The sequence below is a fragment of the Vibrio sp. 10N.261.51.F11 genome, from assembly GCF_041471665.1.
In the GTDB taxonomy this organism is placed as follows: Bacteria; Pseudomonadota; Gammaproteobacteria; order Enterobacterales; family Vibrionaceae; genus Vibrio; species Vibrio crassostreae_C.
Window position 1 is genome coordinate 25,431 of sequence record NZ_JBFROW010000005.1, and the last position, 23,658, is coordinate 49,088.

The following is a 23,658-nucleotide window of genomic DNA, read 5'->3' on the forward strand; positions in this document are numbered from 1 at the left end:
AAAAGGCTCGATGTTGCATCAACATCGAGCCTTTCTTTTATCGATTTTCTAAATCATGTTTCTAGTAATCTTCTAGATAACCATCGATCAAATCTTCTTCTTCAAGGTCGACCTCTTCAGGCTCGATCTCGGCTTTAAAGTCACGACGTTGAATATAAACATCTCGCGTTAACGCATATGGATCTGGCGAGTCATCCAACAGCGCTTCTTGTGACACTAACTGAGCACGAGTTTCCATGCCTTCGAATGCCCACTTTCCTAAGCTAGCCCAGAAGTTCAAGAACGACAGAGGCACATACATACCATCAACGGTTTCAGTTACTTCACGCGTTGTTATTGGGCCATAACCCGGCACCATGAAGTAGGGACCATTCCCTACCCCGTAATGACCAATCGCATCAGAGAACGACTTATCATCGTATTTGGTGATCCCCGCTTCGCTGGCAATATCGATTAAGCCTAACAAACCAATCGTTGAGTTAATCCAAAAACGATTGAAATGGTCGAGTGCTTTTTCACCATTGCCCATAATAAGGTTATTCACCATGCTTGATGGTTCGTCTAAGTTGGCTAGAAAATTGGATATACCAGAACGTACTGGCACAGGGGTGTAGTCAACATAAGCGAGGGAAACAGGGCGAACTAAATAAGGATCTAGATATTCGTAGTTGATATCCCACATCGCTCGGTTGAAGCCTTCAAAAGGATCATTCGGGTGGGACTCTTCGACGTATTCAGAGGTTTCGAGGTTATCATCGTCAACACTTTCGTCCGGCGCACTTGAACACCCAACCGTTAAGCTTGCGATAAAAAGTAAACTCGAGAGTCTTAAAACACTGACAGACATATCACCTTTTCCATAAGGAATTCAAATAATAAAAAAGGCCAGCAATCGCTGGCCTCAATTGTTTGGCTAAGTCTATACCGTTTATCTGCAAATCGGAATAGCTAACACCTATGCAAAGTGATGATTAATATTGCTTATTGATATCAATGGTAACTGGAGCACCCAGTTCAACCACTTCACTTTCACCGTACCAATCGCCTTCGCGAGTTGAAACGTTGCCGTCTGTATCAAGCCTAGCTCTAACCATCAGAGTTTCAAGGCTAGACAGCTCTTGTCCTTCCAGCATGCTGTTGCCGTCATCTAGAACAACAGTACGAGGGAAAGTCCCTAGTGGGTAACGAGCGGCTGCGATAGGCATTGGAGAACCATCTGCTCTGTGTACTGAAACAATTAACACTGAGTTAGGGTCAGCATTCACGTCTGCAGATAGATCGAGCGTTACAGCAACAGTCTTACCTTGGTCGACACCCATATTGTCGCCCATTTTCTTCTGAGCACTTTCAATACTGCGCGAAAGCATTTCATAGCGACTGTCTTGTGGACCAATCATCTGCTGCATGATGCTCCAGTACTTCACCGCACCTGGGTAGTCTTGACGCTCAAACGCATCAAACGCAAGCAGTGAGAACACACGAAGGTCAACGTAATCGTTTTGAATCAAACGGCTCAAAATCAAACGAGCTTGGTTTTGATCAGCTTCATCAGGAGAAAGCATCAGTGCTTGTGCGAAACCTAACTGAACATCTTCATTCTTAGGTTCAAGCTTGTAAGCTCGTTCCATAGAATCTTTTGCTGTTTCAGCGTCGCGGTTAGCCAGTGCAATACGACCGAGTAGCAACCAACCTGTTGAATCTTTTGGTTGGTAATGCAGACGAGTACGAAGCGCTAGAGTCAAATCTTCCAACTCATCATCCGTTAGTGCACCACCTTCCGATGACATTAGCTTTTTAGACAATTCAGGAAGGTTCGAGCTCACTTCTTGCCAGTGTTGAACTTTGTCCAACGCACCGAACTTAAAGTACATACCATAAGTCACAACGACGACAAGGATGATCGACGGTACAACCACACCAAGCGTAGAGATTTGAGTCTTCTTCATCTCTTCTTGTGCAGGAACATCATCAAGCAGAGACTGTTTCAAATCATCGATCAGTTCTTGTTGGTTATCAACAAGACCTTCCTCTGCTTCTACTTCTAACTCGACAAGACGGTCTTTATAGAATGCTTTGTTCAACTCGTCGCGAAGCATTTCGTCATTGTTTGCCTTCTTGTTAATGAAAGGCAGAACAATTAAGAAAATTGCCGCTAGCGAAAGGATAATGGTAGAAATCCAAAATAGAGTCATTACTTCTTATCTCCGTCGTTCTCTTCATCGAGTAACGCTTTTAAGCGAGCTTCTTTGTCTGCATCCCAGTCTTTATCTGACTCTACTGCCGCTTTCGATTTTGACTTTCTGCTTCGCAAAATGATCAAGCCAAATCCAAACACAACCACCGCAAACGGACCAATCCAAAGGATCGATGTTGCTAGTGTCAGTGGTGGATTGTAAGTCACAAAGTTACCGTAGCGAGCAATCATGTAATCAATGATATCTTGCTTCGACTTACCGTCTTTTGTCATCTCGTACACTTTTTGACGTAAGTCGACCGCTAGCTCAGCATTCGAATCACCAATCGTGTTGTTCTGACATTTAGGGCAACGTAGCGTATTACTCAACTCTTTAAACTGCTGTTCTTGATCTACGGTATCAAATTCATGGAACTCGATAGGCGCAGCAGAAACAGTCGCTGAAATTGCGAACGTAGCGAATAGAGTAATCAGTGCCTTTCTAATCATTTCGATTCCTCCAACAACTCTTGATACATCGGCTCAAGCGTCGATGCCCAGTTGGTTGGGTTCACGTCACCAACATGGCGGTAGCGAACTACGCCGTTAGCATCGATTAGGAAAGTTTCAGGCGCGCCATACACGCCAAGGTCAAGGCCTAGCATGCCATTACCATCAAACAGGCTAATTAGGTACGGGTTACCCAACTCTTTTAGCCAACCAACCGCTTTGTTGCGATCATCTTTGTAGTTAAGACCAATGATCTTAACGCCTTGATCCGCAAGCTTGTTCAGGTAAGAGTGCTCTGCATAACAAGTAGGACACCAAGTCGCCCACACGTTAAGAAGCAGTGGCTCGCCTTTAAAGATCGCTTGATCATGAAACTTACCTGGTTGTTCTAAGTCTTCTAGACCAAACTCAGGAACAGGCTTACCAATCAATACGGATTCTAGCTTAGTTGGGTCATCGCCCGACTGGTTGCGCATTAATTGCGTTGCAAAGATTCCAGCTAGAACCATGAACGCAATCAATGGAATGAATAAAATCTTCTTGTTCATTCGAATTAAGCCTCCTGCTCTTCAGCCGACTTTTTGGTTGGCTTACGGAAACGGTAACGACGGTCACTGATAGCAATAGCGCCACCAATCGACATAATCAAAGAACCTGCCCAGATCCAACGTACAAATGGTTTGTAGTAGATACGTACAGCCCAAGATTTGTTGTCGTCTAAACGTTCACCCATTGCAATGTAAAGGTCGCGCGTTACGCCACGGTCAATCGCTGCTTCTGTCATCATAGACTTAGCTGTGGTGTAGAAACGTTTTTCAGCGTGAAGCGTGTTGATGTATTTGCCTTCTTTAGTAATTTCAAAGTCAGCAATGTAACCATCGTAGTTAGGACCATCTTTGTCACGAACCCCTGTAAACAGGAAGCTGTATTCTTCAAGCTGGTAGCTTTCACCTGGCGCCAGACGTACATCACGTTCGATGCTGTAGTTTTGCACCATCGCGATACCAATCACTGTCACGGCTAAACCTATGTGACCACACATCATTGCCCAGTGGCTACGAGGTAGCTTAGTTAGACCTTTCAAGAATGTATGACGGTGAGTCGCACGCTCATGCAGCTCAAAGCCGTGCATGAAGATGATCCAGAACGCCATTACCCAACCAGCAAACGCAGTACCACTGAAGCGGTCAGCCAGTAGAGCAACCATTAGCGCACTCAAGCCAAGTGAGAATGCACCTGAAATCAGCATTGGTTTAACAAGCTTAGACAGGTTGTCACGTTTCCATCGGATCAGAGGACCGATACCAAGCAGGAACGAGAACGGGATCATTAACCAGAAGAACAACATATCAAAGAATGGTGCACCGATAGATACCGAGCCCAAGCCTAACTGTTTGTGAACTAATGGCAGTAGCGTACCTACTAACACAACGACAAGCGCTGCAATCAGTAAGATGTTGTTACCAAGCAGTGCGTTTTCACGAGAAACCAGATCGAAGTTACCGCGAACACGAACCGATGCGCCTTTAATAGCAAACAACAGCAGTGAACCACCGATAACAAAGACTAGGAAACCTAGAATAAACATACCACGAGCAGGATCTGACGCGAATGCGTGAACCGATACCAAGATGCCCGAACGAACTAAGAATGTCCCCAGTAAGCTTAGCGAGAATGCAGAGATAGCCAGCAGTACTGTCCAAGCTTTAAATGTGCCACGCTTTTCAGTTACCGCTAGTGAGTGCATTAGAGCAGTACCAGCCAACCAAGGCATGAATGAAGCGTTTTCTACTGGATCCCAGAACCACCAGCCACCCCAGCCAAGTTCGTAGTAAGCCCACCATGAACCTAGTGCGATACCTACCGTTAGGAATAACCAAGCTGCGATTGTCCAAGGACGCGACCAACGAGCCCATGCCGTATCAAGACGACCACTCATTAGAGAAGCGATTGCGAAAGAGAACGCAACAGAGAAACCTACATAACCCATGTAAAGCATTGGCGGGTGAATAATCAAACCCGGATCTTGCAGTAGTGGGTTCAGGTCACGGCCATCAACAGGGAAGAAAGGCAATGTACGTAAGAACGGGTTAGACGTCACGATAATGAACAGCAAGAAGCCGACAGTAATCAGACCCATGATAGCCAAAACGCGAGCCACAGACTCTTGAGGCATACCACGACTGAATGTCGCTACTGCTACAGTCCAACCCGCTTGGATGAGAACCCAAAGCAGTAATGAACCTTCGTGCGCACCCCAAACCGCCGTAATTCGGTAGTACCAAGGTAGTTGGCTGTTTGAGTTACTTGCTACGTATTGAATCGTAAAATCATTTGTGTAAAAGGCGTAACACAAGATAAAGAACGAAATCGCTAAGAATCCGAACATACCCCACGACAACGGTCGTGCGCTGTTCATCAATAATGTGTTATTTCGAGCGGCTCCATACAATGGGAGCACGCTTAGCAGCAATGCAAGTCCCAAGGACAGGATCATCGCAAAATGGCCGATCTCGGCTATCATTGAGCATTTCCTTCTTTTTGTTCAGTCGTGTATTGCAAAGGCTCATGTGTTTTCTTCATTGCTTCCGCAACTTCAGAAGGCATGTACTCTTCATCGTGCTTTGCCAACACCTCAAACGCTTCGATTGTCGTCGCATCTTTAAGGACACCTTGAGCAACAATACCTTGGCCTTCACGGAAAAGATCAGGAAGGATGCCATCGTATAAAATTGTTACTTTAGGACCTACATCTGCCAAATCAAAGCTTACTCGTAGTGATTCGTTGTCACGGCTTACAGAGCCTACGACAACCATGCCACCAATACGTAGGCGTTGGCCAACCTCTGGTTTTTTACCATCTTTACCATTAACAAGTTCAGTTGGTGTGTAGAACAGATCCATGTTCTGGTTAAGTGCGTAAACCATTAATCCAACAGTTGCACTGATACCAAAAAAGATCGCTAAGACAATGCCCAGCCTCTTTTTGCGTCTTGGGTTCATAGAGTGTTCTCCATATTTTTTGCTGCATCGATACGAGCTTGGCGATCAACCTTAGCTTGTACTTCAGTTAGTAATTGCTTACCACGACGAACGCTTACCACCAGTAAGATAATCATCGAGAGAAATGTGATTCCAAATGCACTCCATACGTATGATGCATAACCGCCCATGGCAAAGAAATCACTCAAAGATTCAAAATACATAAATACCTACCCTACTACGCTTTATCAGCCGCAAGCTTGCGAACCCATGGACGATGGCTTTCTTTACTGATGATTTCGTTACGGAAACGAATCATGGTTAAAGCGCCAAAGAAGAAAGCGAAGCCGAAGATGTTAAGAAGAAGCGGCCATAGCATGTCACTTGAGATCGAAGGTTTTGCGAACTTAGTAATGGTCGCGCCTTGATGAAGTGTATTCCACCACTCTACAGAGAAGTGAATGATAGGGAGGTTGATGACACCAACGATAGCCAAAATGCCTGCCGCTTTCGCTGCTGTTTTTTGGTCGTCAAAAGCGTGGTGTAGTGCGATCACACCCAAGTATAGGAATAGAAGAATCAGCTCTGAGGTTAAACGCGCATCCCAAACCCACCAAGCACCCCACATTGGTTTACCCCAAACTGCGCCAGTTAGTAACGCAATGAAGGTAAACACAGCGCCAATCGGTGCCATCGCCAGTGCGGCCATGTCTGATAGCCTTACCTGCCATACCAAACCGATAAAGGCAGCAATCGCCATCGACATGTAAACGCCCATCGACCAGATTGCAGACGGAACATGGATGTAGATGATACGGAAGCTATCGCCTTGTTGGTAATCAGAAGGCGCAAATGCAAGCCCCCACACGGTACCGACGGATAGACACAATAGCGCTAGGATCGAAAACCATGGCAAAAGTTTACCAGCAAGCTGATAAGAGGTTTCTGCTTTGGCATAGGGATGGAGCCATTTCCACATGTTGTAATCTCACTCTTACTTCATATTGCTTACAGCTATTAAAGCTATAATTATAATAATTTTATTTGTCTTGCTTTCAGTTTTATTGACTCTATGAGTCCAATCGACACATTTGGTTCACATTGGCTATACGATAACGGAACCCCAATCAGTTCACACTTACTCTAAGTGCGGCACTGATCGCAAAAGGCGTCATAGTCATCGCACCCATTAACATTGCCCCAAGCACCGCCAATTGACCGTTGTATGCAACGCCCAAAGCCGCAGCGTCAATTGCTGACGTCGCGAAGATTAAAATGGGGATGTAAAGCGGCAAGATTAACAGGCTTAACAGGACTCCGCCCTTCTGTAACCCAACGGTTAACGCAACACCAATCGCACCAATAAAACTCAATGCGGGTGTTCCTACCAGCAAGGTCAACACAACTGAGAGCCATGTATCAAAATCTAAAGACAACAAAACAGCCAATAATGGGCTGATTAAAATCAATGGTAACCCGGTCAACAACCAGTGTGCTATGACTTTGGACAATACTACCAACTGCAACGGGATTGGCATCAGCATCATCTGTTCAAGGGCGCCATCTTGAAAATCATCACGGAAAAGACGCTCTAAAGAGAGCAATGCAGAGAGCAAAGCGGCCACCCAAACAATACCCGCAGCAATACGCGCAAGTAGGTTTGGCTCTGGGCCAATACTCAAAGGGAAAAGCGTGATAACAATGATGAAGAACCACAAAGGGTTAAAGATATCCGCTTGACGTCGAAACGCGATAAGCAGTTCGCGTCGGATAATCGTGGTCATTGAAGAGATCATATTACTCACCCAACTTTATTTTTCTTAGTTTCGGGCTATCAGCAAACATATCTTGGTGTGTGGTTAACAACACAATGCCACCGTTGTCTGCATGCTGAGAAAAAAGAGATTCGAGAACTTTCACGCCCTGCTTATCAATGGCAGTCAGCGGCTCATCAAGAATCCACAACATTTGCTTGCTCAACCAAAGGCGAGCCAACGCAACTCGGCGTTGTTGGCCTGCTGAAAGTTGCCCCGCAGGTACGTCTTCTCTGCCCGCAAGCCCGACTTGAGCCAGCGCGTGATAAAGCTCTTCTTTGCTGGTACCGCCACTGTGAATCGACTGATAAAAGCTCAGATTCTCATAAGCACTAAGCTCGCGCTTTACGCCTGTTTGGTGACCAAGAAAAAGTAAATTTTGATGATAAACATCTCGACTCGATTCAATAGACTCACCGTCCCAAGAGATAGTGCCGTCATCGCGATCGCCTAAGCCAGTAATAATCCTAAGGAGTGTCGTTTTCCCGGTACCGTTACGACCTTCAACTTGAACCAGCTCACCTGGTTTCAATTGAAAAGACAACGATTCAAACAGAATCCTGTCGTCACGAATAGCAGTTAAATTTGAGACTTCTAGCATAGGTAAATTTAGTCGAGTAATGAGAGCACTATAGTAGCACACCAACATGGTGACAAAACAGGACTAGGCGTTTTCGATAGAACAAAGTCGGTAAGAAACTGTTACCACCTCATCACAATTTACACATTTTCATCAACAAACAAGATATTGTCGTAGATACAAGCACTTATAAACATCGTTCTATATAGATCGGACAGGCATAAAAAAAGAAGCCGAAGCTTCTTTTAAGAGGAATACGTAATAAACATCAATTGCTCAATACGAATTAAGCGCTCAATTTAACGACGTCGAGGCGGGTCTCTGCGATCGCGAGAGGCATCGGGTTGCTGATCGTACGATGAAGGGTCGCTTCGTAATGAAGGAATTTTCTCTTTACCAGCAAGCTTGTTCTGCAGAGACATCATCAGCTCAGCTTCTGCTTTGGGTAATTCACATTCTTCAATTAACTCGTTAATCCCAGCGCCAAGCTGAACCATTTTCGTTGCACGTGTGTACAAACGTCCATCGGTATCCGCATGTTCCAGCTCAACAATACGTTCATTCAAATGTTTGATAAGATCTTGTTGTTCAGTCACTTTCTGGCCAAGGCCAACCACAACAGAGCGAACCTCAAGTAATTGCTTACTCGATTTTTGAAGCTCTTTGTCCAAGTTACGAACTTGCAGGCGTGACTGATCGAGCTGCTTTTGAATCGCACGTTTTACTTTGCTAATCAAAATCAGGATAAATAACGTAAAAACCCCAACGCCTGATATCAGAGCGACAGGGCTTAAAGGAAGCGCTTCAAACATTACAGGTGAGCCATCTCATCCCATTCGTCTTCGCTTAGTAGTTTGTTTAGATCTACTAAGATAAGTAGCTTGCCATCTCGGTTACTTACACCTTGGATGAACTTAGCACTTTCATCAGTACCAACACTTGGCGTTGTGTCGATTTCAGAAGAACGCAGGTAAACCACTTCAGCAACGCTATCTACTAGAATGCCAATTACTTGACGCTCAGATTCAATAACGATGATACGAGTGTTGTCTGTGATTTCACCTTGCATCAAACCAAAGCGAGAACGAGTGTCGATAACAGTAACAACGTTACCACGTAGGTTAATAATACCTAGAACGTAATCTGGAGCACCCGGTACTGGAGCAATTTCGCTGTAACGTAGTACTTCACGTACTTGCATTACGTTGATGCCGTAAGTTTCTTCTTCTAGCTGGAAAGTCACCCATTGAAGTACTTCATCATTCGTTTGCTCTTTTCTTACTTCAACTTCACTCATATGAGACATAGATAATCCTCTTGCCGTCGTTACCGACCACTATTATTAACTTGATGCTTATTGTTAGCCCAATGCTTATTACTAGCTTAATGCTTTTACATCTAGCCCTGCGTTTAGCATGGCGATTAATGCTTCAACATGAATCAAAGCACACATTTTTTCTTTTACCATACCAGCGAGCCATGGGCGTTTCCCTGCCATTTCTCGCCAACGTACTTTGTCTGTATTAAGTAGCTCGGTGCCTTTGAGCTCTGTGCCCGCCAGGCCCCACAAGCTCTCTCCAAGCATCACTATATATTGATAGTTTTCTTTGTATTCGTCACCTGATAGCTTCTCAGACATCACCCATTTTGCGGTGTCGACCACATCTAGCTGACTATCACGGTTGGTTTGTAAACCCAAATACCAAGCTGGCTTACCAATGATATGACTTAACTCTTCAAGGCGATGGATGCCGCCAAGCTCATCAAGTGGCACCGCAAAGGTCACACCGTTCACATCGAAATACAGTACTTGAAAATCTTCTGTGCGAACCGTACTTTCCCAAGAGGTAAACTGGTCAGCACCTCCGGCTTGAGTTTCGGGTTCAATAACTGTTTCGGGCTCAGGAACATCAACTTCAGGCTCAACAGCCTTAACTTCTACTTGTTCCGTCGCTAACTCTTCAATTTGCTGCAATTCAACAGGTGGCTCTACAACAATTGATAAATCGGGTTCTGGAAGATTCCAATCCTGAATCTCTGGCTCTTCGAACACTTGAACAGACTCAACCGCAGCATCAAACATTTGCATGTCAGCTTGCTGGGCGATTTTCTGGGTGTTCTGATCCATCAACTCATCAAGGTTCAGTTCATCAACAACATTGGTCGCCTCTAAACGACTCAGTAGTTTCTGAACATCCTCAAGGTTAGGAACCTCAAACTCAGCCGCGCGTATTTCTGCATAGCTTGAGTGGTGACTCGAAAATTGGCGCTCTGGCTCTGGCTCTGGCTCTGGCTCTGGCTCTGGCTCTGGCTCTGGCTCTGGCTCTGGCTCTGGCTCTGGCTCTTCAGATTGTGATTCGTCGCTCGACTCGTCAACAAAAAAATCGTCAGATTCAAAGCTTTCATCACCTAACAGCGCAGTAAAGTAGTCATCCAGTGCTTGTTCACTGGATAGACTTGGCTGCGCCAATGTTGATTCTTTATTCGCGCTCATTTATCGCCAACCTTTCGAGATAAATAAGCAGCTGTTTATAAGCAAATACACCACGGCTACCCGATGCAAAATGAGAGGCTGGTAAGCGTTTTAGGCTCGCATCTCGAAACTTAGTATCTATCGGCACAGCAGATGTCCAAACTTGGTTTGGGTAATCATCTTTGAGCTGCGTTAATGTTTGCAGTGAGGCTTTGGTTCGCTTGTCGTACATCGTTGGGACAATCGTCACCTTAAACGGTGTTTTGCGAGACTTCTGCATGATGGTCAAAGTGCGAATCATGCGCTCTAAGCCCTTCATCGCCAAAAACTCAGTTTGTACCGGAATCAATATACGATCGCTTGCAGCCAATGCATTGACCATCATCACACCCAGAATTGGCGGGCAATCGATCAACACATAGTCATAGTCGTCTTTCAAAGCGGCCAAAGCGCGTTTCAAGATCAACCCCATGCCGCTTCGATTTCCCATTACACGGTCTAATGTCGCCAAAGACATGTGGGCAGGAATAATATCGATACCTTCGACTTCCGTCTGTAAAAGCAAAGGTCTTACCGTCTGCGCGTTAAACTCACGCAACTGGAACAGATCAAACAGGCTCGATTCCACCGTATCTGAGTCGTACCCCAGATAGGTGGTCAGTGATGCATGTGGGTCAGTATCAACCAATAGAACACGGTGCCCCTTCAACGCAAGTAAACCTGCTAGAGTCACGGTCGTGGTCGTTTTACCAACACCACCTTTTTGGTTTGCAACACTCCAAACAATCATTTCGATTTACCTAAGCTAACCCAACTTCAACCAAGATCCTTTCCGCTATGCGGTCTAGAGGGAGGTCTTCAGTAGAAATGCCAGCTTTTGCTACAGCTTGAGGCATACCATATACAACACAACTATCTTCGTCTTGTGCCCAAATCGTCGAGCCCGCAGTTTTCAACATACGCGAACCTTCTCGACCATCTGCGCCCATACCGGTCAGTATCATAGACAAGACTTTGTCGCCGTAGATCTTTGCAGCAGAGCCGAATGTGACATCCACACAAGGCTTGTAGTTCATGCGGTCGCCGCCATCGATAATTCTTAGACGTGCAGACCCTGCTCGGCCATCAACCATCATCTGTTTACCACCTGGAGCAAGATACGCCACTCCAGGTTTTAACACATCACCGTCTTGCGCTTCACGAACTTCAATCTTGCACAAGGTGTTCAATCGACTAGCAAAAGCAGCAGTGAAAGTTGCTGGCATATGCTGAACTAACACAATTGGGTGTGGGTAGTTAGCAGGGATACGAGTTAAAATCTTCTGTAGAGCAACAGGGCCGCCAGTCGAAGTACCAATTGCTGTTAATTGATACTTCTTACCTGACGCTCTGAATTTCGCCGTTGATGCAACCGCAGGCTTCGCTGTCGAAGTCGCAGCTGCTGTTGAAATCGGCTGGCGCAATGGCGTAGGTGTTGAAGTGGTCGCTGTCGCTCTCGGCGCAATAGGAGCACGACGCATAAACGCACGCTTCGCAGCAATCTGAATTACACGTTGTTGAAGCAATGCAACTGCATCGTCACGGTTACGTGCAATGTCTTCAAACTTCTTAGGTAGGAAGTCGAGAGCACCTGCATCTAACGCATCTAACGTTGCTCTCGCTCCATCATGCGTTAACGATGAAAACATCAAAATAGGCGTTGGAGACGCGGCCATGATTTCACGAACGGCAGTGATACCGTCCATGACAGGCATTTCAATGTCCATAGTGATTACGTCAGGTCTTAGCTGTTTCGCTTTCTCAACGGCTTCTTTACCGTTTACTGCAACATCAATGACTTCTAGGCGAGCCTCTGAGTTGATGATCTCGCTAACGCGACGACGAAAAAAACTCGAATCATCAACGACTAATACTTTAATCGCCATATTTATCCTTAAATTAAATTCTTGACGCTGCTGCGTACTGCTTCAACAAGTCCGGCACATCTAGAATCAATGCAATGTGTCCGTCACTTGTAATTGTCGCGCCTGCCATTCCTGGCGTGCCTTGCAGAAGCTTATCAAGCGGCTTGATGACTACTTCTTCTTGACCGATCAGCGTATCGACAACAAAACCAACACGTTGGCTACCAAGTTGCACGATAACAACATGGCCGTGTCCTTTGCGCAGTTCAACAATACCCGCTTTAGGTGCAAGCCAGTTTTGCAAGTAGAACAACGGAATAGACTTATCGCGAACGATGATCGTCAGCTGACCATCAACCACGTTTGTGCGGCTTAAATCTAGGTGGAAAATCTCGTTAACCGATGCCAATGGCAATGCAAATGGGTGACCTGCAACACCGACCATCAAGGTTGGTAGAATCGCTAGGGTTAGTGGAACCTTGATGGTGATCTTGGTGCCCTGTCCCATTTCTGAATCAATATCAATAGAGCCGTTCAGTGTGTTGATCGCTGTTTTCACAACGTCCATACCCACACCACGACCAGAGATATCCGAGATCTGCTCTTTGCTTGAGAAGCCAGGAGCAAAAATCAGGTTAAAACACTCTTTATTTGATAAGCGAGACGCTGCATCTTCATCCATCAGGCCACGTTTAACCGCGATAGCACGAAGCTTATCAGGGTCCATACCGCCACCGTCATCAACGATAGCCAGTTCAATGTGGTCACCTTCTTGAGAGGCAGACAGAATCACTTTACCCGTTTGTGATTTACCCGCAGCAACACGGTCGTTTGGCATTTCAATACCATGATCGACAGAGTTTCTCACCAAGTGAATCAGGGGATCAGCAAGTGCTTCTACTAAGTTTTTATCAAGGTCCGTTTCTTCGCCACGCATTTCAAGAACGATGTCTTTCTTCAAGCTACGAGCAAGGTCACGGACAACTCGTGGGAAGCGACCAAATACTTTCTTGATCGGCTGCATACGAGTCTTCATTACCGCACCTTGAAGGTCTGCAGTAACAACATCTAAGTTAGAGACAGCTTTCGACATTTCTTCGTCGTTGCTGTTGAGGCCTAGGCTGACTAGTCGGTTACGCACCAATACCAGTTCACCCACCATGTTCATGATGGTGTCCAGTGTTGATGTATCAACACGAACTGTCGCTTCAGCTTGTTGCTTCTTAGCCGGCACTTTAACTTCAGCTTTTGCTGGAGCGCTCGGTTTTGGCTCAGCTTTAACGGCAACTGGCGCAGCAGGTTTAGGCGCAGCTTGAGGTGCTACTGCCTTAACTTCTGCTGGCTTAGTCGCGGCATCCAATTCTTCAATCGAAGGTCCATTACCTGAGCCATGTAGTTGGTCAAGTAACTTCTCGAACTCTTCGTCAGTCATCAGATCATCGCCTTCAGACATCGCCGAAACAGGTGCTGCTGCTGGCGTTGGCGGTGGAGGAGGCGTTGAACTTGCCGCTGTCGGGCTCTTACCCGCACCGTGCAATTCATCTAATAACTTTTCAAATTCGTCATCAGTAATATCACCACTGTCAGCAACAGACTGAGGTGCAGCGGGTGCTGGCGGCGGTGTTGGTGCAGAAGGCGCTGTTGGTGAACCACCTTTACCGTGAAGCTCATCAAGCAAGCGTTCAAACTCATCTTCAGAGATATCATCGACTGAAGATGCATTGATGTTTGAGCTTTCAGCAGTAGGTTCCAGAGCAATAACAGGCTCAGGCGCTGCAACAACAGGTTCAGGGATAATAGGTGCAGGCGCTTCTACTGGTGCCACTTCATCCGCAGACTCTGGTTTACAGAGACGGTGAAGTTCATCCAATAAAGATTGGTCGGCTGGCACTAAAGGTTCCTGATCTTGCACGGCGCGAAACTGTACATTGACTGTATCTAGCGCCTGCAGCATGGTATCCATCAAACCTGATGTTACGCTGCGTTGGCCGTTTCGCAGAATGTCGAACACATTCTCAGCACCATGACAAGTATCCACCAGCTCAGTTAATGCTAGGAAACCAGCACCACCTTTTACTGTATGGAAACCACGGAAAATAGCATTTAATAGGTCTTTGTCGTCAGGGTTATTCTCAAGCTCTACCAGTTGTTCTGATAGGAGTTCAAGGATCTCTCCTGCTTCGACTAAAAAGTCCTGAAGAATATCTTCGTCTAAATCGTAGCTCATACGTTACCTTTAAAATCCAAGACTGGATAACAAATCGTCGACTTCATCTTGAGATGCGACAGCGTCTTCGCGCTCTTCTGGGTTCATAATTGGACCTTCAGGCGCAATCGATGCTTTCTTCTCTGACTCTGGAGTTGGCTCTTTTTGATTCGCACCGAATACCGTGAGAATCTCGACCAAACGTCCTTCCACCTCATTCACCAAGGTAATAACTTTGCTGATTATCTGCCCAGTTAAATCTTGGAAATCCTGAGCCATCAAGATTTCAGTCAATTGTCCGCGTAGTTCAGTACTGTCGCCTTCTACTTGGACAAGCAATCCATCAATGCGGTGACATAAAGCTTTAAATTGTGCCAGCTCAATGCGGCCATGCATCAGTTCATTCCATTGAGGCCTTACTTGAAGTAAACACTCGTGTAGGTTGTCTGCGATTGGCATACAGCGATCGACAGCGTCCATCGTCTTATTTGCCGCAACTTCCGTTTTATCAATGACATACTGAAGGCGATCCCTTGCATCAGGGATTTCGTCATTTGCGATAACGCTGATGCGTTCATCGAAATTGAATTGAGTCAAAGAGTCGTGGAGGTCGCGTGTCAGACTTCCTATTTCTTGAAGCATTGGATTGTCTTGAAGACTAAAGTTATCTTCATAAATGCTTCTCACAAGAGAATCAGCATTTTGCTGCTCATCGTTCTCAAGCAGCTCTACTAATTTTTTTGCTTGTTCTAATGAAATCATCCTGAATTCGGCCTTACTCCGCATACTTTGTGCGCTTAGGCTATCGAGATAAACAGATAACTTATCAGTCAGTGTTTACCTAGAAGTGCCTAAATTTATTGATGCTTATAAGCGATCAAAAATCTTATCAAGTTTCTCTTTCAGCGTTGCAGCAGTGAAAGGCTTCACAATGTAACCATTAACACCCGCTTGCGCAGCTTCGATGATCTGCTCACGCTTCGCTTCAGCTGTGATCATAAGCACTGGAAGGTGCTTAAGTTCTGCGTCTGCGCGAATGTGTTTAAGCAGGTCAATCCCTTGCATGCCTGGCATGTTCCAGTCAGTTACCACGAAATCAAATTCGCCTTTTTTCAGCATAGGTAACGCGGTCAAGCCATCATCTGCTTCTTGAGTGTTGTTGAAACCTAAATCGCGAAGTAGGTTTTTAACAATTCGGCGCATCGTTGAAAAATCATCAACAATGAGAATTTTCATGTTTTTGTTCAAATTAGCCTCCACTGAATAGGATCAGTGTTGTTAGTCGTTCTGTGTCCAAGCACTTAACTTAGTGCGTAAACGCTGCATAGATTGGCTCAGTATTTGGCTGACACGAGATTCGCTGACACCTAACACTTCCCCAATCTCTTTTAAATTGAGTTCTTCGTCGTAATAAAGCGAAAGCACAAGGCCTTCCCTTTCCGGAAGTTGTTTTATCGAATCGATCAAAGCTTGGCGGAATGACTCATCAGCAACCCCTTGAAAAGGCGTATTATCTTGAGAGTCTTCATTCGGAGATATTACATCATCTGAGACGCCTAAATCTTCAATTCCAACCAGTCTTGAGCAATTAATGTCAGTTAAAGCACTGTAATACTGCTCTAAACTGAGCCCCATGTGTTTTGCCACTTCGGCATCACTCGGGTCGCGGTTGAGGATACCCTCTAATTCCGCAATTGCACTGCTGATTTCTCGATTGTTCTTATGAACCGATCTCGGCACCCAGTCCCCACGGCGAATGTCATCCAACATTGCCCCGCGAATCCGAATACCAGCATACGTCTCAAAGCTTGCGCCTTTGGTACCATCATAGTTTTGTTGCGCTTCAATCAAGCCGATCATGCCAGCTTGAATTAAGTCATCAACCAATACATTAGGCGGTAATCGCCCCAACAAGTGATGAGCGATACGTTTAACCAACACAGAGTACTTCTCAAAAAAAGCCTGTTGGCTATTGTGATTAGCGTGTTGGTCGTAAGTAAGCGCTTTATTCACCAAATGGTTCCTCTATAAATTCAGTACGATTCAGCAGCCTTTCAACAAAGAACTCCAAGTGTCCGCTCGGTGTTTTTGGTATTGGCCAGGTCAAGGCTTTGTTAGCCAAAGAGCTGATTGCCAATGCAGCTGGAGAGCGAGGAAACGCATCGACTACGATTTTCTGTCTCTTGACTGATTGACGTACTTTATCATCTAAAGGAATACATGCTACGAGTTCGAGGCTCACATTCAAGAAGCGCTCTGTGACCAAAGTCAACTTTGCAAATAATTCTCGGCCTTCGCGGTAGCTTCTGACCATATTTGCAACAACTTTGAATCGCTGAACTTGGTGTTCTCTGCTTAAAAGCTTAATCAAAGCATATGCATCCGTGATCGAGGTAGGTTCATCACATACCACGACAACCACGTCTTGCGCCGCTCTTGAGAAGCTGATCACCATGTCCGAAATACCGGCTGCGGTATCAACCAACAAGATATCCATCTCGTCTTCAAGCGAACCGAATGCGCGAATCAAACCTGCGTGCTGTGCGTGTGACAGTTCAGTCATGCTTTGTGTGCCCGATGTCGCTGGAATAATTTTAATTCCGTGCGGCCCTTCGACAATCGCATCCTTAAGTTCACATTCGCCAGCCAACACATGCCCAAGGTTTCGTTTAGAACGAATACCTAGCATGATATCGACGTTCGCTAGCCCTAAATCGGCATCTAGCACCATGACTTTTTTGCCTTGGCGCGCCATGCAAATAGCCATACCTAACGTCACATTAGATTTACCAACGCCTCCCTTACCACCGGTTACAGCGATAACTTTTGTGAGTGAAGGCTTGGTTAAGCGACGGAGGCCGCTAGCTTGATCATGTATCATATTTTCATTCATATTTATCCGCCGCCTAGAGCCCTTCAGAATCGCTATTCCAGTAATGAGGTTCATTCTCTGTAGATTTTTCTAATAGCTCATTAGCCTTAGCAATCATGTACTTTGGCTGAGCTATAACGATATCTTCAGGAACTCGTTGACCATTTGCTATGTAAGCAACTGGTAATGCATTTTGTATTACGACACTGATGAATTCACCTAGACTTAGGGATTCATCCAGCTTAGTCATGATGCATCCCGACAATGGGATTCTTCTAAAGTGCTCAATTGTTTCTTGCAGCACTTTGCGTTGCGCGGTTGCAGGCAACACAAGGTAGCTATTGATAACGGAACCACTCTCTTGCATCAATGTGTCTAACTGCTCAGATAGGCGAACATCTCGTTGTCCCATGCCTGCAGTATCGACCAGAATCAGGCGACGATTACGTAACTGATATATTACATCGGCCAGTTCGCTAGAATCTTTAGCAACTCTTACAGGACAACCCATAATTCGACCGTAGATCGATAACTGCTCATGTGCACCTATACGATATGTGTCAGTTGTCACTAGTGCGACGTTATCGGCGCCATATTCCATGGCAGCACGTGCAGCTAGCTTTGCAACAGTCGTTGTTTTACCCACGCCGGTTGGGCCAAGTAGAGCCACAATACCGCCGCGTTTTAAAATATCTTTTTGTGTAACGGAGATTTGATCAGCAACTAAGGCTAACAAAGCCTTCCACGCACGTGCCGGTTTAGTATCTTCAGGAATGTAGCAAGCCATTTGATCGGCAAGCTCTGCAGATACACCCATACGCTCAAGGCGCTTAATAAGCATCGCTCTGAGCGGTTCACGACGCTCAACTTCTTGCCACATTAACCCGGAAACTTGATGTTCTAACAGACGACGAATTGAGGTCATCTCTTCGCGCATCGTTTCCATTTCAGTATCAGAACCTTTGGATTGAGTATTCTCTCGACCACGATCATAACGAGTCGGATCCAAGCGAGGTGCCGGGCGCTCTACTCTGCGGTCTTCAGCAATCAACTTAGACAAACCCGTTTCACGAGCAAATGCTGAATCAAGATTGCCGTGAGACTGTTGGTTTCCGTGAGATTGCAGATGGCCATGAGACTGCAAATTGCTTTGAGTCTGATGACTATAAGGCTTATGACCCGTGCTTGATTGGCGATTGAGCAATGCTGACAATGAATCTTCATTTTCAGCACGATGTTGTGGCTCATCATCGGCGCCATGACTGTATTGCTTTAGCATATTCGCAAAGCGCTTGGTCATTGAGCGTCCACCTTCAGCATTCGACTGTAGGCTAACCTTATCATCGTCTAATTGACGTCGCCCTGCAGGAGCTGCGGGCGCGGCCATTTGCGTATATTGGCTTTGTGCAGGCTGCTGAGGTTTATTTGGTCTCTGGCTCGCTGTCGACGGGCTGGATTCACCATCAATAGCGGCAACAATTTCCACGCCACCTGCGACCTTTTTATTAGACATGATCACAGCTTCCGAACCAAGTTCTTCTTTAACTTGGAGCAAGGCCGTTCGCATATCTTTTGCAAAAAATCGTTTAATTTTCAATTCGATCGTCCGTTCTAATTAGGCGGCTTAATTACCAACAGCTTGTACGATACGTATCTGCTTTTCGTCCGGTATTTCTTGGTAAGACAAGACTCTCAAGCTTGGAATCGTGTTTTTCACGAACTTAGCCAGAGTCGAACGTAACACACCAGAGGTCAGTAGCACCGCGGGCTCACCTTTCAGCTCTTGCTCTTGTGTCGCGTGACTGAGGGATGTCTGTAAACGTTCGGCTAAACCAGGTTCAATACCAGCAGATTCTCCGCCGGATGCCTGCATGGTTTGATGCAAGATTTGTTCCAGCTCAGGAATCAAGGTTATCACTGGCAATTCCGGTTCTATACCATTGATTTCCTGAACAATTAGCCGTTTCAATGAGATACGAACCGCCGCCGTAAGTATGTCAGGTTCTTGACTTTTACCAGAATACTCCGACAAAGTTTGGACTATGGTTCGAATATCACGAATTGGAATGGCTTCATTCAATAGGTTCTGTAGCACTTTTACGACTACACCCAACTGCAATTGATCCGGTACAAAACCTTCCACCAGCTTAGGTGTTGAGCGGCTGAGCATCTCAAGCAAGTTCTGAACTTCTTCGTGACCAATAAGCTGTGATGCGTTATTGGTTAGCAGTTGGCTAAGGTGTGTCGCCAGTACAGTAGAAGAATCGACAACGGTATAACCTAGAGCTTGTGCATGTTCACGCTGCTCTTCACGTATCCATACAGCTTCAAGGCCAAAGGCAGGGTCAATCGTCGGCTCACCATCGATCATACCGTAGACTTGACCAGGGTTAATCGCGAGTTCCATGTCTGGTTTTATCTCAGCCTCACCTACCGCGACACCCATCAAGGTGATTCGGTAGCTGTTTGGTGTCAGTTCTAGATTATCGCGAATGTGCACCGCTGGGATCAAGAAACCAAAATCTTGAGACAGCTTCTTACGCACACCTTTAACGCGTTCAAGCAGTTCGCCTCCTTGGTCTCTATCCACCAAAGGAATCAAACGGTAACCTACTTCTAAGCCAATAATATCAACAGGTTGAACATCATCCCAAGAAAGCTCTTTCTGAGAGCCTACTTCTCCATTCGCTTCAACGGTCGCCGGAAGGTTAGGTTCTTCCGCCTTCTTCTTGTTCTTTTTATCGATGTAATACGCCCCTGCACCCGCAACAGCTGCAAGGCTCAAGAACGAGAAATGTGGCATACCTGGAACAATACCCATGATGCCAAGGATTGCAGCGGTGATCATCAAGGCTTTTGGATTGTCGAACATCTGGAAGACGAGCTGCTGCCCCATGTCTTCATCAGTGTTTTGGCGCGTTACCATCATCGCGGCTGCAATAGACAGTAATAGAGATGGAATTTGTGCAACCAGACCATCACCGATAGTCAGTAGTGTGTAGATTTCAATTGCTTCACCAAAACCAAGGTCAAACTGAGCCATACCAATGCTCAAGCCACCAATGATATTGATGAATAAGATTAAGATACCAGCGATCGCATCGCCTTTAACAAACTTAGACGCACCGTCCATCGAACCGTAGAAGTCGGCTTCTTTGGTTACTTCAAAACGTCTCAGACGAGCCTGATCTTGGTCGATCAAACCTGCGTTCAAGTCGGCATCGATCGCCATCTGTTTACCCGGTAAGGCGTCCAAAGTGAAACGCGCGCTTACTTCCGAGATACGGCCTGCACCTTTGGTTACAACCATGAAGTTAATGATCATCAGAATCAAGAACACCACTAGACCTACGGCATAGTTACCACCGATAACCACGTTACCAAAGGCTTCAATCACGTTACCAGCCGCGTCGCCACCTTCATGACCATGAAGCAAGACCACACGTGTTGAAGCAACGTTCAAGGCTAATCGAAGCAGAGTCGCAATCAGAAGTACGGTCGGGAATGCAGCAAAGTCTAAAGGTCTGCGGGTATAAACCGAAACCAATAGCACAACCATAGACAATGCAATGTTAAAGGTGAAGAACATATCCAACAAGAAAGCTGGAATTGGCAACACCACCATAGCAAGCGTTGCAAGTACCATAACAGGTGCACCAACCGCAGGCATGGCACGGTTCGGGATTTTAGGTAGCTTGTCCGCAAAAGGCAGGGAGAATTTCATAAATCTAGACAGTTTCGCTATGTTGTAGCTCTCTGAACAAGTGGATTAGATCTTAGTCAGGGCTGTTTTGCTATGGGCTTATAATGTTCAGGCTTACTACAGCAAACACTGTACCAACATCTCACGTCAAATTATCGCCATCACCTCAATAAAAGGAAGATTGGCTAGATCACTATTATCAGGGTTCATCACGCAGAGCTCAAGCAATTGATCTAATGACGTAAATCAGGTGGGATCGGCATATTAGAATCTTGCAGTTTTGGTCTCTCACCACCTCGTTTTCGGTACTGCTTAAGCTGGAAAACATATGCAAGCACCTGCGCGACAGCCGTAAACAGACCGTCAGGAATTTGTTGTTCTAGTTCAGTGGTGTGATAAAGCGCCCTCGCCAATGGCGGTGCCGGAACAATATAGATATCGTTTTCGCGTGCAATTTCTCGGATCTTCATCGCCATGTGGTCGACACCTTTGGCAACCACAATCGGCGCTTTATCTTGATTCTGCTTATAACGCAGTGCCACGGAAAAGTGCTCTGGGTTGGTCACAATCACATCCGCTTGAGGGACGTCTGCCATCATACGACGCTGAGCGGCTTCCCTTTGTAGCATACGAATTCGGCCTTTTACTTCCGGCTTACCTTCGGTATCTTTGAATTCGTCTTTAACTTCTTGTTTAGTCATTTTCAGCTGATCAGCGTGTTGCCAGATCTGAAATGGGATATCAATGGCAACCACGATCAGCAAAGAGCAACTGATTAAAAGAATGAAGTTAAGCAAGATATCCAAAGCATGAAAGATATTCTGCGGATACACATCCATACTCAGCTGCATTAAATCATGCTGAGAGGCCTGAATAAGGTAAATAGCCATGCCTGATACAAGTGCCACTTTCAAAATAGATTTCAGCAGTTCAACCCAGCTTTGTAGGCCAAACATACGCTTGATACCACTGAGTGGATTGAGCTTAGACGCCTTTGGCATTGCAGCTTGCATCGAAAAGTTAATCCCGCCAACACCTGCCGCACCAATAACAGCCGCAACAAACAAAGTTATCAAGATTAAGAACAGTGGAAACAGTAAGTTCACCAGTGCGCCACCAGCGATTTCAAGGAGCTTGTTGGTGTCAAAGATCTCGTCGCGGCTCAGAGAAAACAGACGTTGCATGGCCTCGAACAAAGCCTTCGCCATCGATTCGCCAAACCACATTAATGCAATCGCACCGACTATCAGTACCGACGCTGAAGCTAGCTCTTTTGATCTTGCAACCTGCCCTTTCTCTTTGGCCTGTTGCAAGCGTTTGGGCGTGGCGTCTTCTGTGCGTTCTTGACCGTCTGACTCTGCCATTTCAGTCTCCTAGCAATCTAACCGGATTAGACGACATATCTGTTGTTCGCCTTGCATCCAGAATAGCTCATAGTGACTATACAAGCCGCCAAGGATGTACCAACAAAGTAACAGACCCACGAGTAGCGCAAATGCAAAACCCAAAGAAAAGATATTTAACTGAGGTGCAGCACGCGTCATTACACCAAAAGAAAGGTTAATCGTTAACAGTGCGATAATGCCCGACAAGGACATCGCCAATGCCGTTTTGAACATGATACCAAGCCACAACGCGAGTTCTCGAAAATCAACCGAAGTCAAAGAGCCACTGCCAATCGGCAAAGTCTTAAAGCTGAACACCACCAACTGCAGCATTTTCAAGTGACCGTCGGTTGCCAAGAAGAACATAGTGGCAAGTAGCATGAAGAGCTGACCCAATACTGGCGTGTTCTGTCCATTGGCTGGGTCGACCATAGAAGCGAAGCCCAAGCTAGATTGCATACCAAGGATTTGACCGAGCATAACAAAGGTTTGAATCATGAACTGAGTGACAAAGCCCATCGCCACACCAATCACAATTTGCTCAAAGACGGTTAGGAAACCTTGGAAAGAGAGCAGTTCAATCTCTTTTGGAACCGCGGGAATCGCGGGCATTACGGCAAAGGTGATCGCCAAGCCTAAATACAGACGAATACGCGGCGACACAAAGCGCGCCCCTGTTACCGTCATCACCATCAGCATGGCTGAGATGCGAGTGTATGGCCAAAAATAATTGGCTAACCACTCTAGTACAAGGCTCGTCGGGTATTCCATATCGATTTAATACAGAACTTGCGGCAAGCGTTCGATGAGTTCAAAAAAGAACTCCATCATCATCTGAGTCATCCAGTGTGCAAATAGCATCAACGCCAACAAAGTCACAATCAAACGCGGCAAGAAACTCAGTGTTTGTTCGTTGATAGAGGTCGCAGCTTGGAAAACAGCGACGACTAAACCGATCAGCAGGCTCGGGATGATAATGGCGCAAACCATAATGAGTACCATCCAAAGGGCATCTCGGAACAACTCTACGAATATTTCAGGATTCATTATTCCCCC

At 45.9% G+C, this 23,658-nt stretch carries 25 protein-coding genes; all 25 read right to left on the minus strand.

The annotated features are described in order from the left end of the window. Positions 1 to 61 precede the first annotated feature (61 nt). The 25 genes from AB4351_RS02670 to fliQ all read right to left on the minus strand — a co-directional run bounded on the left by AB4351_RS02670 (position 62) and on the right by fliQ (position 23,649). Complete coding sequence (locus AB4351_RS02670; protein WP_017064102.1) at positions 62 to 847, minus strand: VacJ family lipoprotein; 786 nt, start codon at positions 845 to 847, stop codon at positions 62 to 64. 124 nt (positions 848 to 971) lie between these two features. Beyond that, positions 972 to 2,192 (minus strand): c-type cytochrome biogenesis protein CcmI, encoded by a 1,221-nt coding sequence (ccmI, locus tag AB4351_RS02675; protein WP_017064103.1) that lies wholly within the window; start codon positions 2,190 to 2,192, stop codon positions 972 to 974. Beyond that, complete coding sequence (locus AB4351_RS02680; protein WP_017066364.1) at positions 2,192 to 2,683, minus strand: cytochrome c-type biogenesis protein; 492 nt, start codon at positions 2,681 to 2,683, stop codon at positions 2,192 to 2,194. Before AB4351_RS02680 ends, ccmI begins: the two co-directional genes overlap by 1 nt. Next, entirely contained in the window at positions 2,680 to 3,231 is a 552-nt protein-coding gene (locus AB4351_RS02685) for a DsbE family thiol:disulfide interchange protein (protein ID WP_017060653.1), read from the minus strand. Before AB4351_RS02685 ends, AB4351_RS02680 begins: the two co-directional genes overlap by 4 nt. 5 nt (positions 3,232 to 3,236) lie before the next feature. Continuing rightward, positions 3,237 to 5,207, minus strand: coding sequence for a heme lyase CcmF/NrfE family subunit (locus AB4351_RS02690; RefSeq protein ID WP_371721000.1), 1,971 nt, complete (start codon positions 5,205 to 5,207; stop codon positions 3,237 to 3,239). Then, positions 5,204 to 5,686 carry a cytochrome c maturation protein CcmE gene (gene ccmE, locus AB4351_RS02695; protein ID WP_008218324.1) on the minus strand — a complete coding sequence of 161 codons (483 nt, stop codon included), beginning with the start codon at positions 5,684 to 5,686 and terminating at the stop codon, positions 5,204 to 5,206. Before ccmE ends, AB4351_RS02690 begins: the two co-directional genes overlap by 4 nt. Further along, positions 5,683 to 5,889, minus strand: a complete 207-nt coding sequence (gene ccmD, locus AB4351_RS02700) for a heme exporter protein CcmD (RefSeq protein ID WP_008218322.1) — start codon at positions 5,887 to 5,889, stop codon at positions 5,683 to 5,685. Before ccmD ends, ccmE begins: the two co-directional genes overlap by 4 nt. Positions 5,890 to 5,903: 14 nt before the next feature. Then, complete coding sequence (locus AB4351_RS02705; protein ID WP_004739880.1) at positions 5,904 to 6,644, minus strand: heme ABC transporter permease; 741 nt, start codon at positions 6,642 to 6,644, stop codon at positions 5,904 to 5,906. 148 nt (positions 6,645 to 6,792) lie between these two features. Continuing rightward, positions 6,793 to 7,461: a heme exporter protein CcmB gene (gene ccmB / locus AB4351_RS02710; protein WP_017060658.1), complete on the minus strand. Its 669-nt coding sequence runs from the start codon at positions 7,459 to 7,461 to the stop codon at positions 6,793 to 6,795. A 1-nt stretch (position 7,462) separates the two neighbouring features. Continuing rightward, positions 7,463 to 8,080: a cytochrome c biogenesis heme-transporting ATPase CcmA gene (ccmA, locus tag AB4351_RS02715; RefSeq protein ID WP_017060659.1), complete on the minus strand. Its 618-nt coding sequence runs from the start codon at positions 8,078 to 8,080 to the stop codon at positions 7,463 to 7,465. A 278-nt stretch (positions 8,081 to 8,358) separates the two neighbouring features. Next, the gene (locus AB4351_RS02720; protein ID WP_017060660.1) at positions 8,359 to 8,871 is read right to left on the minus strand and encodes a DUF2802 domain-containing protein; all 513 of its coding nucleotides are present in this window, start codon (positions 8,869 to 8,871) and stop codon (positions 8,359 to 8,361) included. Continuing rightward, complete coding sequence (locus tag AB4351_RS02725) at positions 8,871 to 9,365, minus strand: chemotaxis protein CheW (RefSeq protein ID WP_017064109.1); 495 nt, start codon at positions 9,363 to 9,365, stop codon at positions 8,871 to 8,873. Before AB4351_RS02725 ends, AB4351_RS02720 begins: the two co-directional genes overlap by 1 nt. A gap of 72 nt (positions 9,366 to 9,437) precedes the next feature. Beyond that, positions 9,438 to 10,553: a chemotaxis protein CheW gene (locus tag AB4351_RS02730; protein WP_372125016.1), complete on the minus strand. Its 1,116-nt coding sequence runs from the start codon at positions 10,551 to 10,553 to the stop codon at positions 9,438 to 9,440. Continuing rightward, complete coding sequence (locus AB4351_RS02735) at positions 10,540 to 11,322, minus strand: ParA family protein (protein ID WP_017064111.1); 783 nt, start codon at positions 11,320 to 11,322, stop codon at positions 10,540 to 10,542. The genes AB4351_RS02730 and AB4351_RS02735 overlap by 14 nt, the downstream gene beginning before the upstream one ends. 10 nt (positions 11,323 to 11,332) lie before the next feature. Next, positions 11,333 to 12,457, minus strand: a complete 1,125-nt coding sequence (locus tag AB4351_RS02740) for a chemotaxis response regulator protein-glutamate methylesterase (RefSeq protein ID WP_372073038.1) — start codon at positions 12,455 to 12,457, stop codon at positions 11,333 to 11,335. A gap of 13 nt (positions 12,458 to 12,470) precedes the next feature. Beyond that, positions 12,471 to 14,663 (minus strand): chemotaxis protein CheA, encoded by a 2,193-nt coding sequence (locus AB4351_RS02745; RefSeq protein WP_372125018.1) that lies wholly within the window; start codon positions 14,661 to 14,663, stop codon positions 12,471 to 12,473. A 9-nt stretch (positions 14,664 to 14,672) separates the two neighbouring features. Then, positions 14,673 to 15,404, minus strand: coding sequence for a protein phosphatase CheZ (locus tag AB4351_RS02750; RefSeq protein ID WP_017064113.1), 732 nt, complete (start codon positions 15,402 to 15,404; stop codon positions 14,673 to 14,675). Between the two features lie 105 nt (positions 15,405 to 15,509). Beyond that, on the minus strand, positions 15,510 to 15,878 hold the full coding sequence (gene cheY / locus AB4351_RS02755) for a chemotaxis response regulator CheY (protein WP_016767062.1): 369 nt from the start codon (positions 15,876 to 15,878) through the stop codon (positions 15,510 to 15,512). A 42-nt stretch (positions 15,879 to 15,920) separates the two neighbouring features. Then, a complete protein-coding gene (locus AB4351_RS02760) occupies positions 15,921 to 16,655 on the minus strand; it encodes an RNA polymerase sigma factor FliA (RefSeq protein WP_372125020.1) in 735 nt (244 codons plus the stop codon). Then, positions 16,648 to 17,535, minus strand: a complete 888-nt coding sequence (locus tag AB4351_RS02765) for a MinD/ParA family protein (protein WP_017060668.1) — start codon at positions 17,533 to 17,535, stop codon at positions 16,648 to 16,650. Before AB4351_RS02765 ends, AB4351_RS02760 begins: the two co-directional genes overlap by 8 nt. A gap of 13 nt (positions 17,536 to 17,548) precedes the next feature. Beyond that, positions 17,549 to 19,111 carry a flagellar biosynthesis protein FlhF gene (gene flhF / locus AB4351_RS02770; protein ID WP_372125022.1) on the minus strand — a complete coding sequence of 521 codons (1,563 nt, stop codon included), beginning with the start codon at positions 19,109 to 19,111 and terminating at the stop codon, positions 17,549 to 17,551. A 27-nt stretch (positions 19,112 to 19,138) separates the two neighbouring features. Next, entirely contained in the window at positions 19,139 to 21,238 is a 2,100-nt protein-coding gene (flhA, locus tag AB4351_RS02775) for a flagellar biosynthesis protein FlhA (protein WP_146492314.1), read from the minus strand. Positions 21,239 to 21,450: 212 nt separating this feature from the next. Then, positions 21,451 to 22,581, minus strand: a complete 1,131-nt coding sequence (flhB, locus tag AB4351_RS02780; protein WP_017064116.1) for a flagellar biosynthesis protein FlhB — start codon at positions 22,579 to 22,581, stop codon at positions 21,451 to 21,453. A gap of 9 nt (positions 22,582 to 22,590) precedes the next feature. Continuing rightward, complete coding sequence (gene fliR / locus AB4351_RS02785; protein WP_017060672.1) at positions 22,591 to 23,373, minus strand: flagellar biosynthetic protein FliR; 783 nt, start codon at positions 23,371 to 23,373, stop codon at positions 22,591 to 22,593. Between the two features lie 6 nt (positions 23,374 to 23,379). Further along, positions 23,380 to 23,649, minus strand: coding sequence for a flagellar biosynthesis protein FliQ (gene fliQ / locus AB4351_RS02790; RefSeq protein ID WP_029235191.1), 270 nt, complete (start codon positions 23,647 to 23,649; stop codon positions 23,380 to 23,382). Between the last annotated feature and the right edge of the window lie 9 nt (positions 23,650 to 23,658).

Bases quoted from the DNA above. Each gene is read 5' to 3' on its own strand.
- AB4351_RS02670 (WP_017064102.1), bottom strand. From the start codon at position 847: ATGTCTGTCAGTGTTTTAAGACTCTCGAGTTTACTTTTTATCGCAAGC.
- ccmI (WP_017064103.1), bottom strand. From the start codon at position 2,192: ATGACTCTATTTTGGATTTCTACCATTATCCTTTCGCTAGCGGCAATT.
- AB4351_RS02680 (WP_017066364.1), bottom strand. From the start codon at position 2,683: ATGATTAGAAAGGCACTGATTACTCTATTCGCTACGTTCGCAATTTCA.
- AB4351_RS02685 (WP_017060653.1), bottom strand. From the start codon at position 3,231: ATGAACAAGAAGATTTTATTCATTCCATTGATTGCGTTCATGGTTCTA.
- AB4351_RS02690 (WP_371721000.1), bottom strand. From the start codon at position 5,207: ATGATAGCCGAGATCGGCCATTTTGCGATGATCCTGTCCTTGGGACTT.
- ccmE (WP_008218324.1), bottom strand. From the start codon at position 5,686: ATGAACCCAAGACGCAAAAAGAGGCTGGGCATTGTCTTAGCGATCTTT.
- ccmD (WP_008218322.1), bottom strand. From the start codon at position 5,889: ATGTATTTTGAATCTTTGAGTGATTTCTTTGCCATGGGCGGTTATGCA.
- AB4351_RS02705 (WP_004739880.1), bottom strand. From the start codon at position 6,644: ATGTGGAAATGGCTCCATCCCTATGCCAAAGCAGAAACCTCTTATCAG.
- ccmB (WP_017060658.1), bottom strand. From the start codon at position 7,461: ATGATCTCTTCAATGACCACGATTATCCGACGCGAACTGCTTATCGCG.
- ccmA (WP_017060659.1), bottom strand. From the start codon at position 8,080: ATGCTAGAAGTCTCAAATTTAACTGCTATTCGTGACGACAGGATTCTG.
- AB4351_RS02720 (WP_017060660.1), bottom strand. From the start codon at position 8,871: ATGTTTGAAGCGCTTCCTTTAAGCCCTGTCGCTCTGATATCAGGCGTT.
- AB4351_RS02725 (WP_017064109.1), bottom strand. From the start codon at position 9,365: ATGTCTCATATGAGTGAAGTTGAAGTAAGAAAAGAGCAAACGAATGAT.
- AB4351_RS02730 (WP_372125016.1), bottom strand. From the start codon at position 10,553: ATGAGCGCGAATAAAGAATCAACATTGGCGCAGCCAAGTCTATCCAGT.
- AB4351_RS02735 (WP_017064111.1), bottom strand. From the start codon at position 11,322: ATGATTGTTTGGAGTGTTGCAAACCAAAAAGGTGGTGTTGGTAAAACG.
- AB4351_RS02740 (WP_372073038.1), bottom strand. From the start codon at position 12,457: ATGGCGATTAAAGTATTAGTCGTTGATGATTCGAGTTTTTTTCGTCGT.
- AB4351_RS02745 (WP_372125018.1), bottom strand. From the start codon at position 14,663: ATGAGCTACGATTTAGACGAAGATATTCTTCAGGACTTTTTAGTCGAA.
- AB4351_RS02750 (WP_017064113.1), bottom strand. From the start codon at position 15,404: ATGATTTCATTAGAACAAGCAAAAAAATTAGTAGAGCTGCTTGAGAAC.
- cheY (WP_016767062.1), bottom strand. From the start codon at position 15,878: ATGAAAATTCTCATTGTTGATGATTTTTCAACGATGCGCCGAATTGTT.
- AB4351_RS02765 (WP_017060668.1), bottom strand. From the start codon at position 17,535: ATGAATGAAAATATGATACATGATCAAGCTAGCGGCCTCCGTCGCTTA.
- flhA (WP_146492314.1), bottom strand. From the start codon at position 21,238: ATGAAATTCTCCCTGCCTTTTGCGGACAAGCTACCTAAAATCCCGAAC.
- flhB (WP_017064116.1), bottom strand. From the start codon at position 22,581: ATGGCAGAGTCAGACGGTCAAGAACGCACAGAAGACGCCACGCCCAAA.
- fliR (WP_017060672.1), bottom strand. From the start codon at position 23,373: ATGGAATACCCGACGAGCCTTGTACTAGAGTGGTTAGCCAATTATTTT.
- fliQ (WP_029235191.1), bottom strand. From the start codon at position 23,649: ATGAATCCTGAAATATTCGTAGAGTTGTTCCGAGATGCCCTTTGGATG.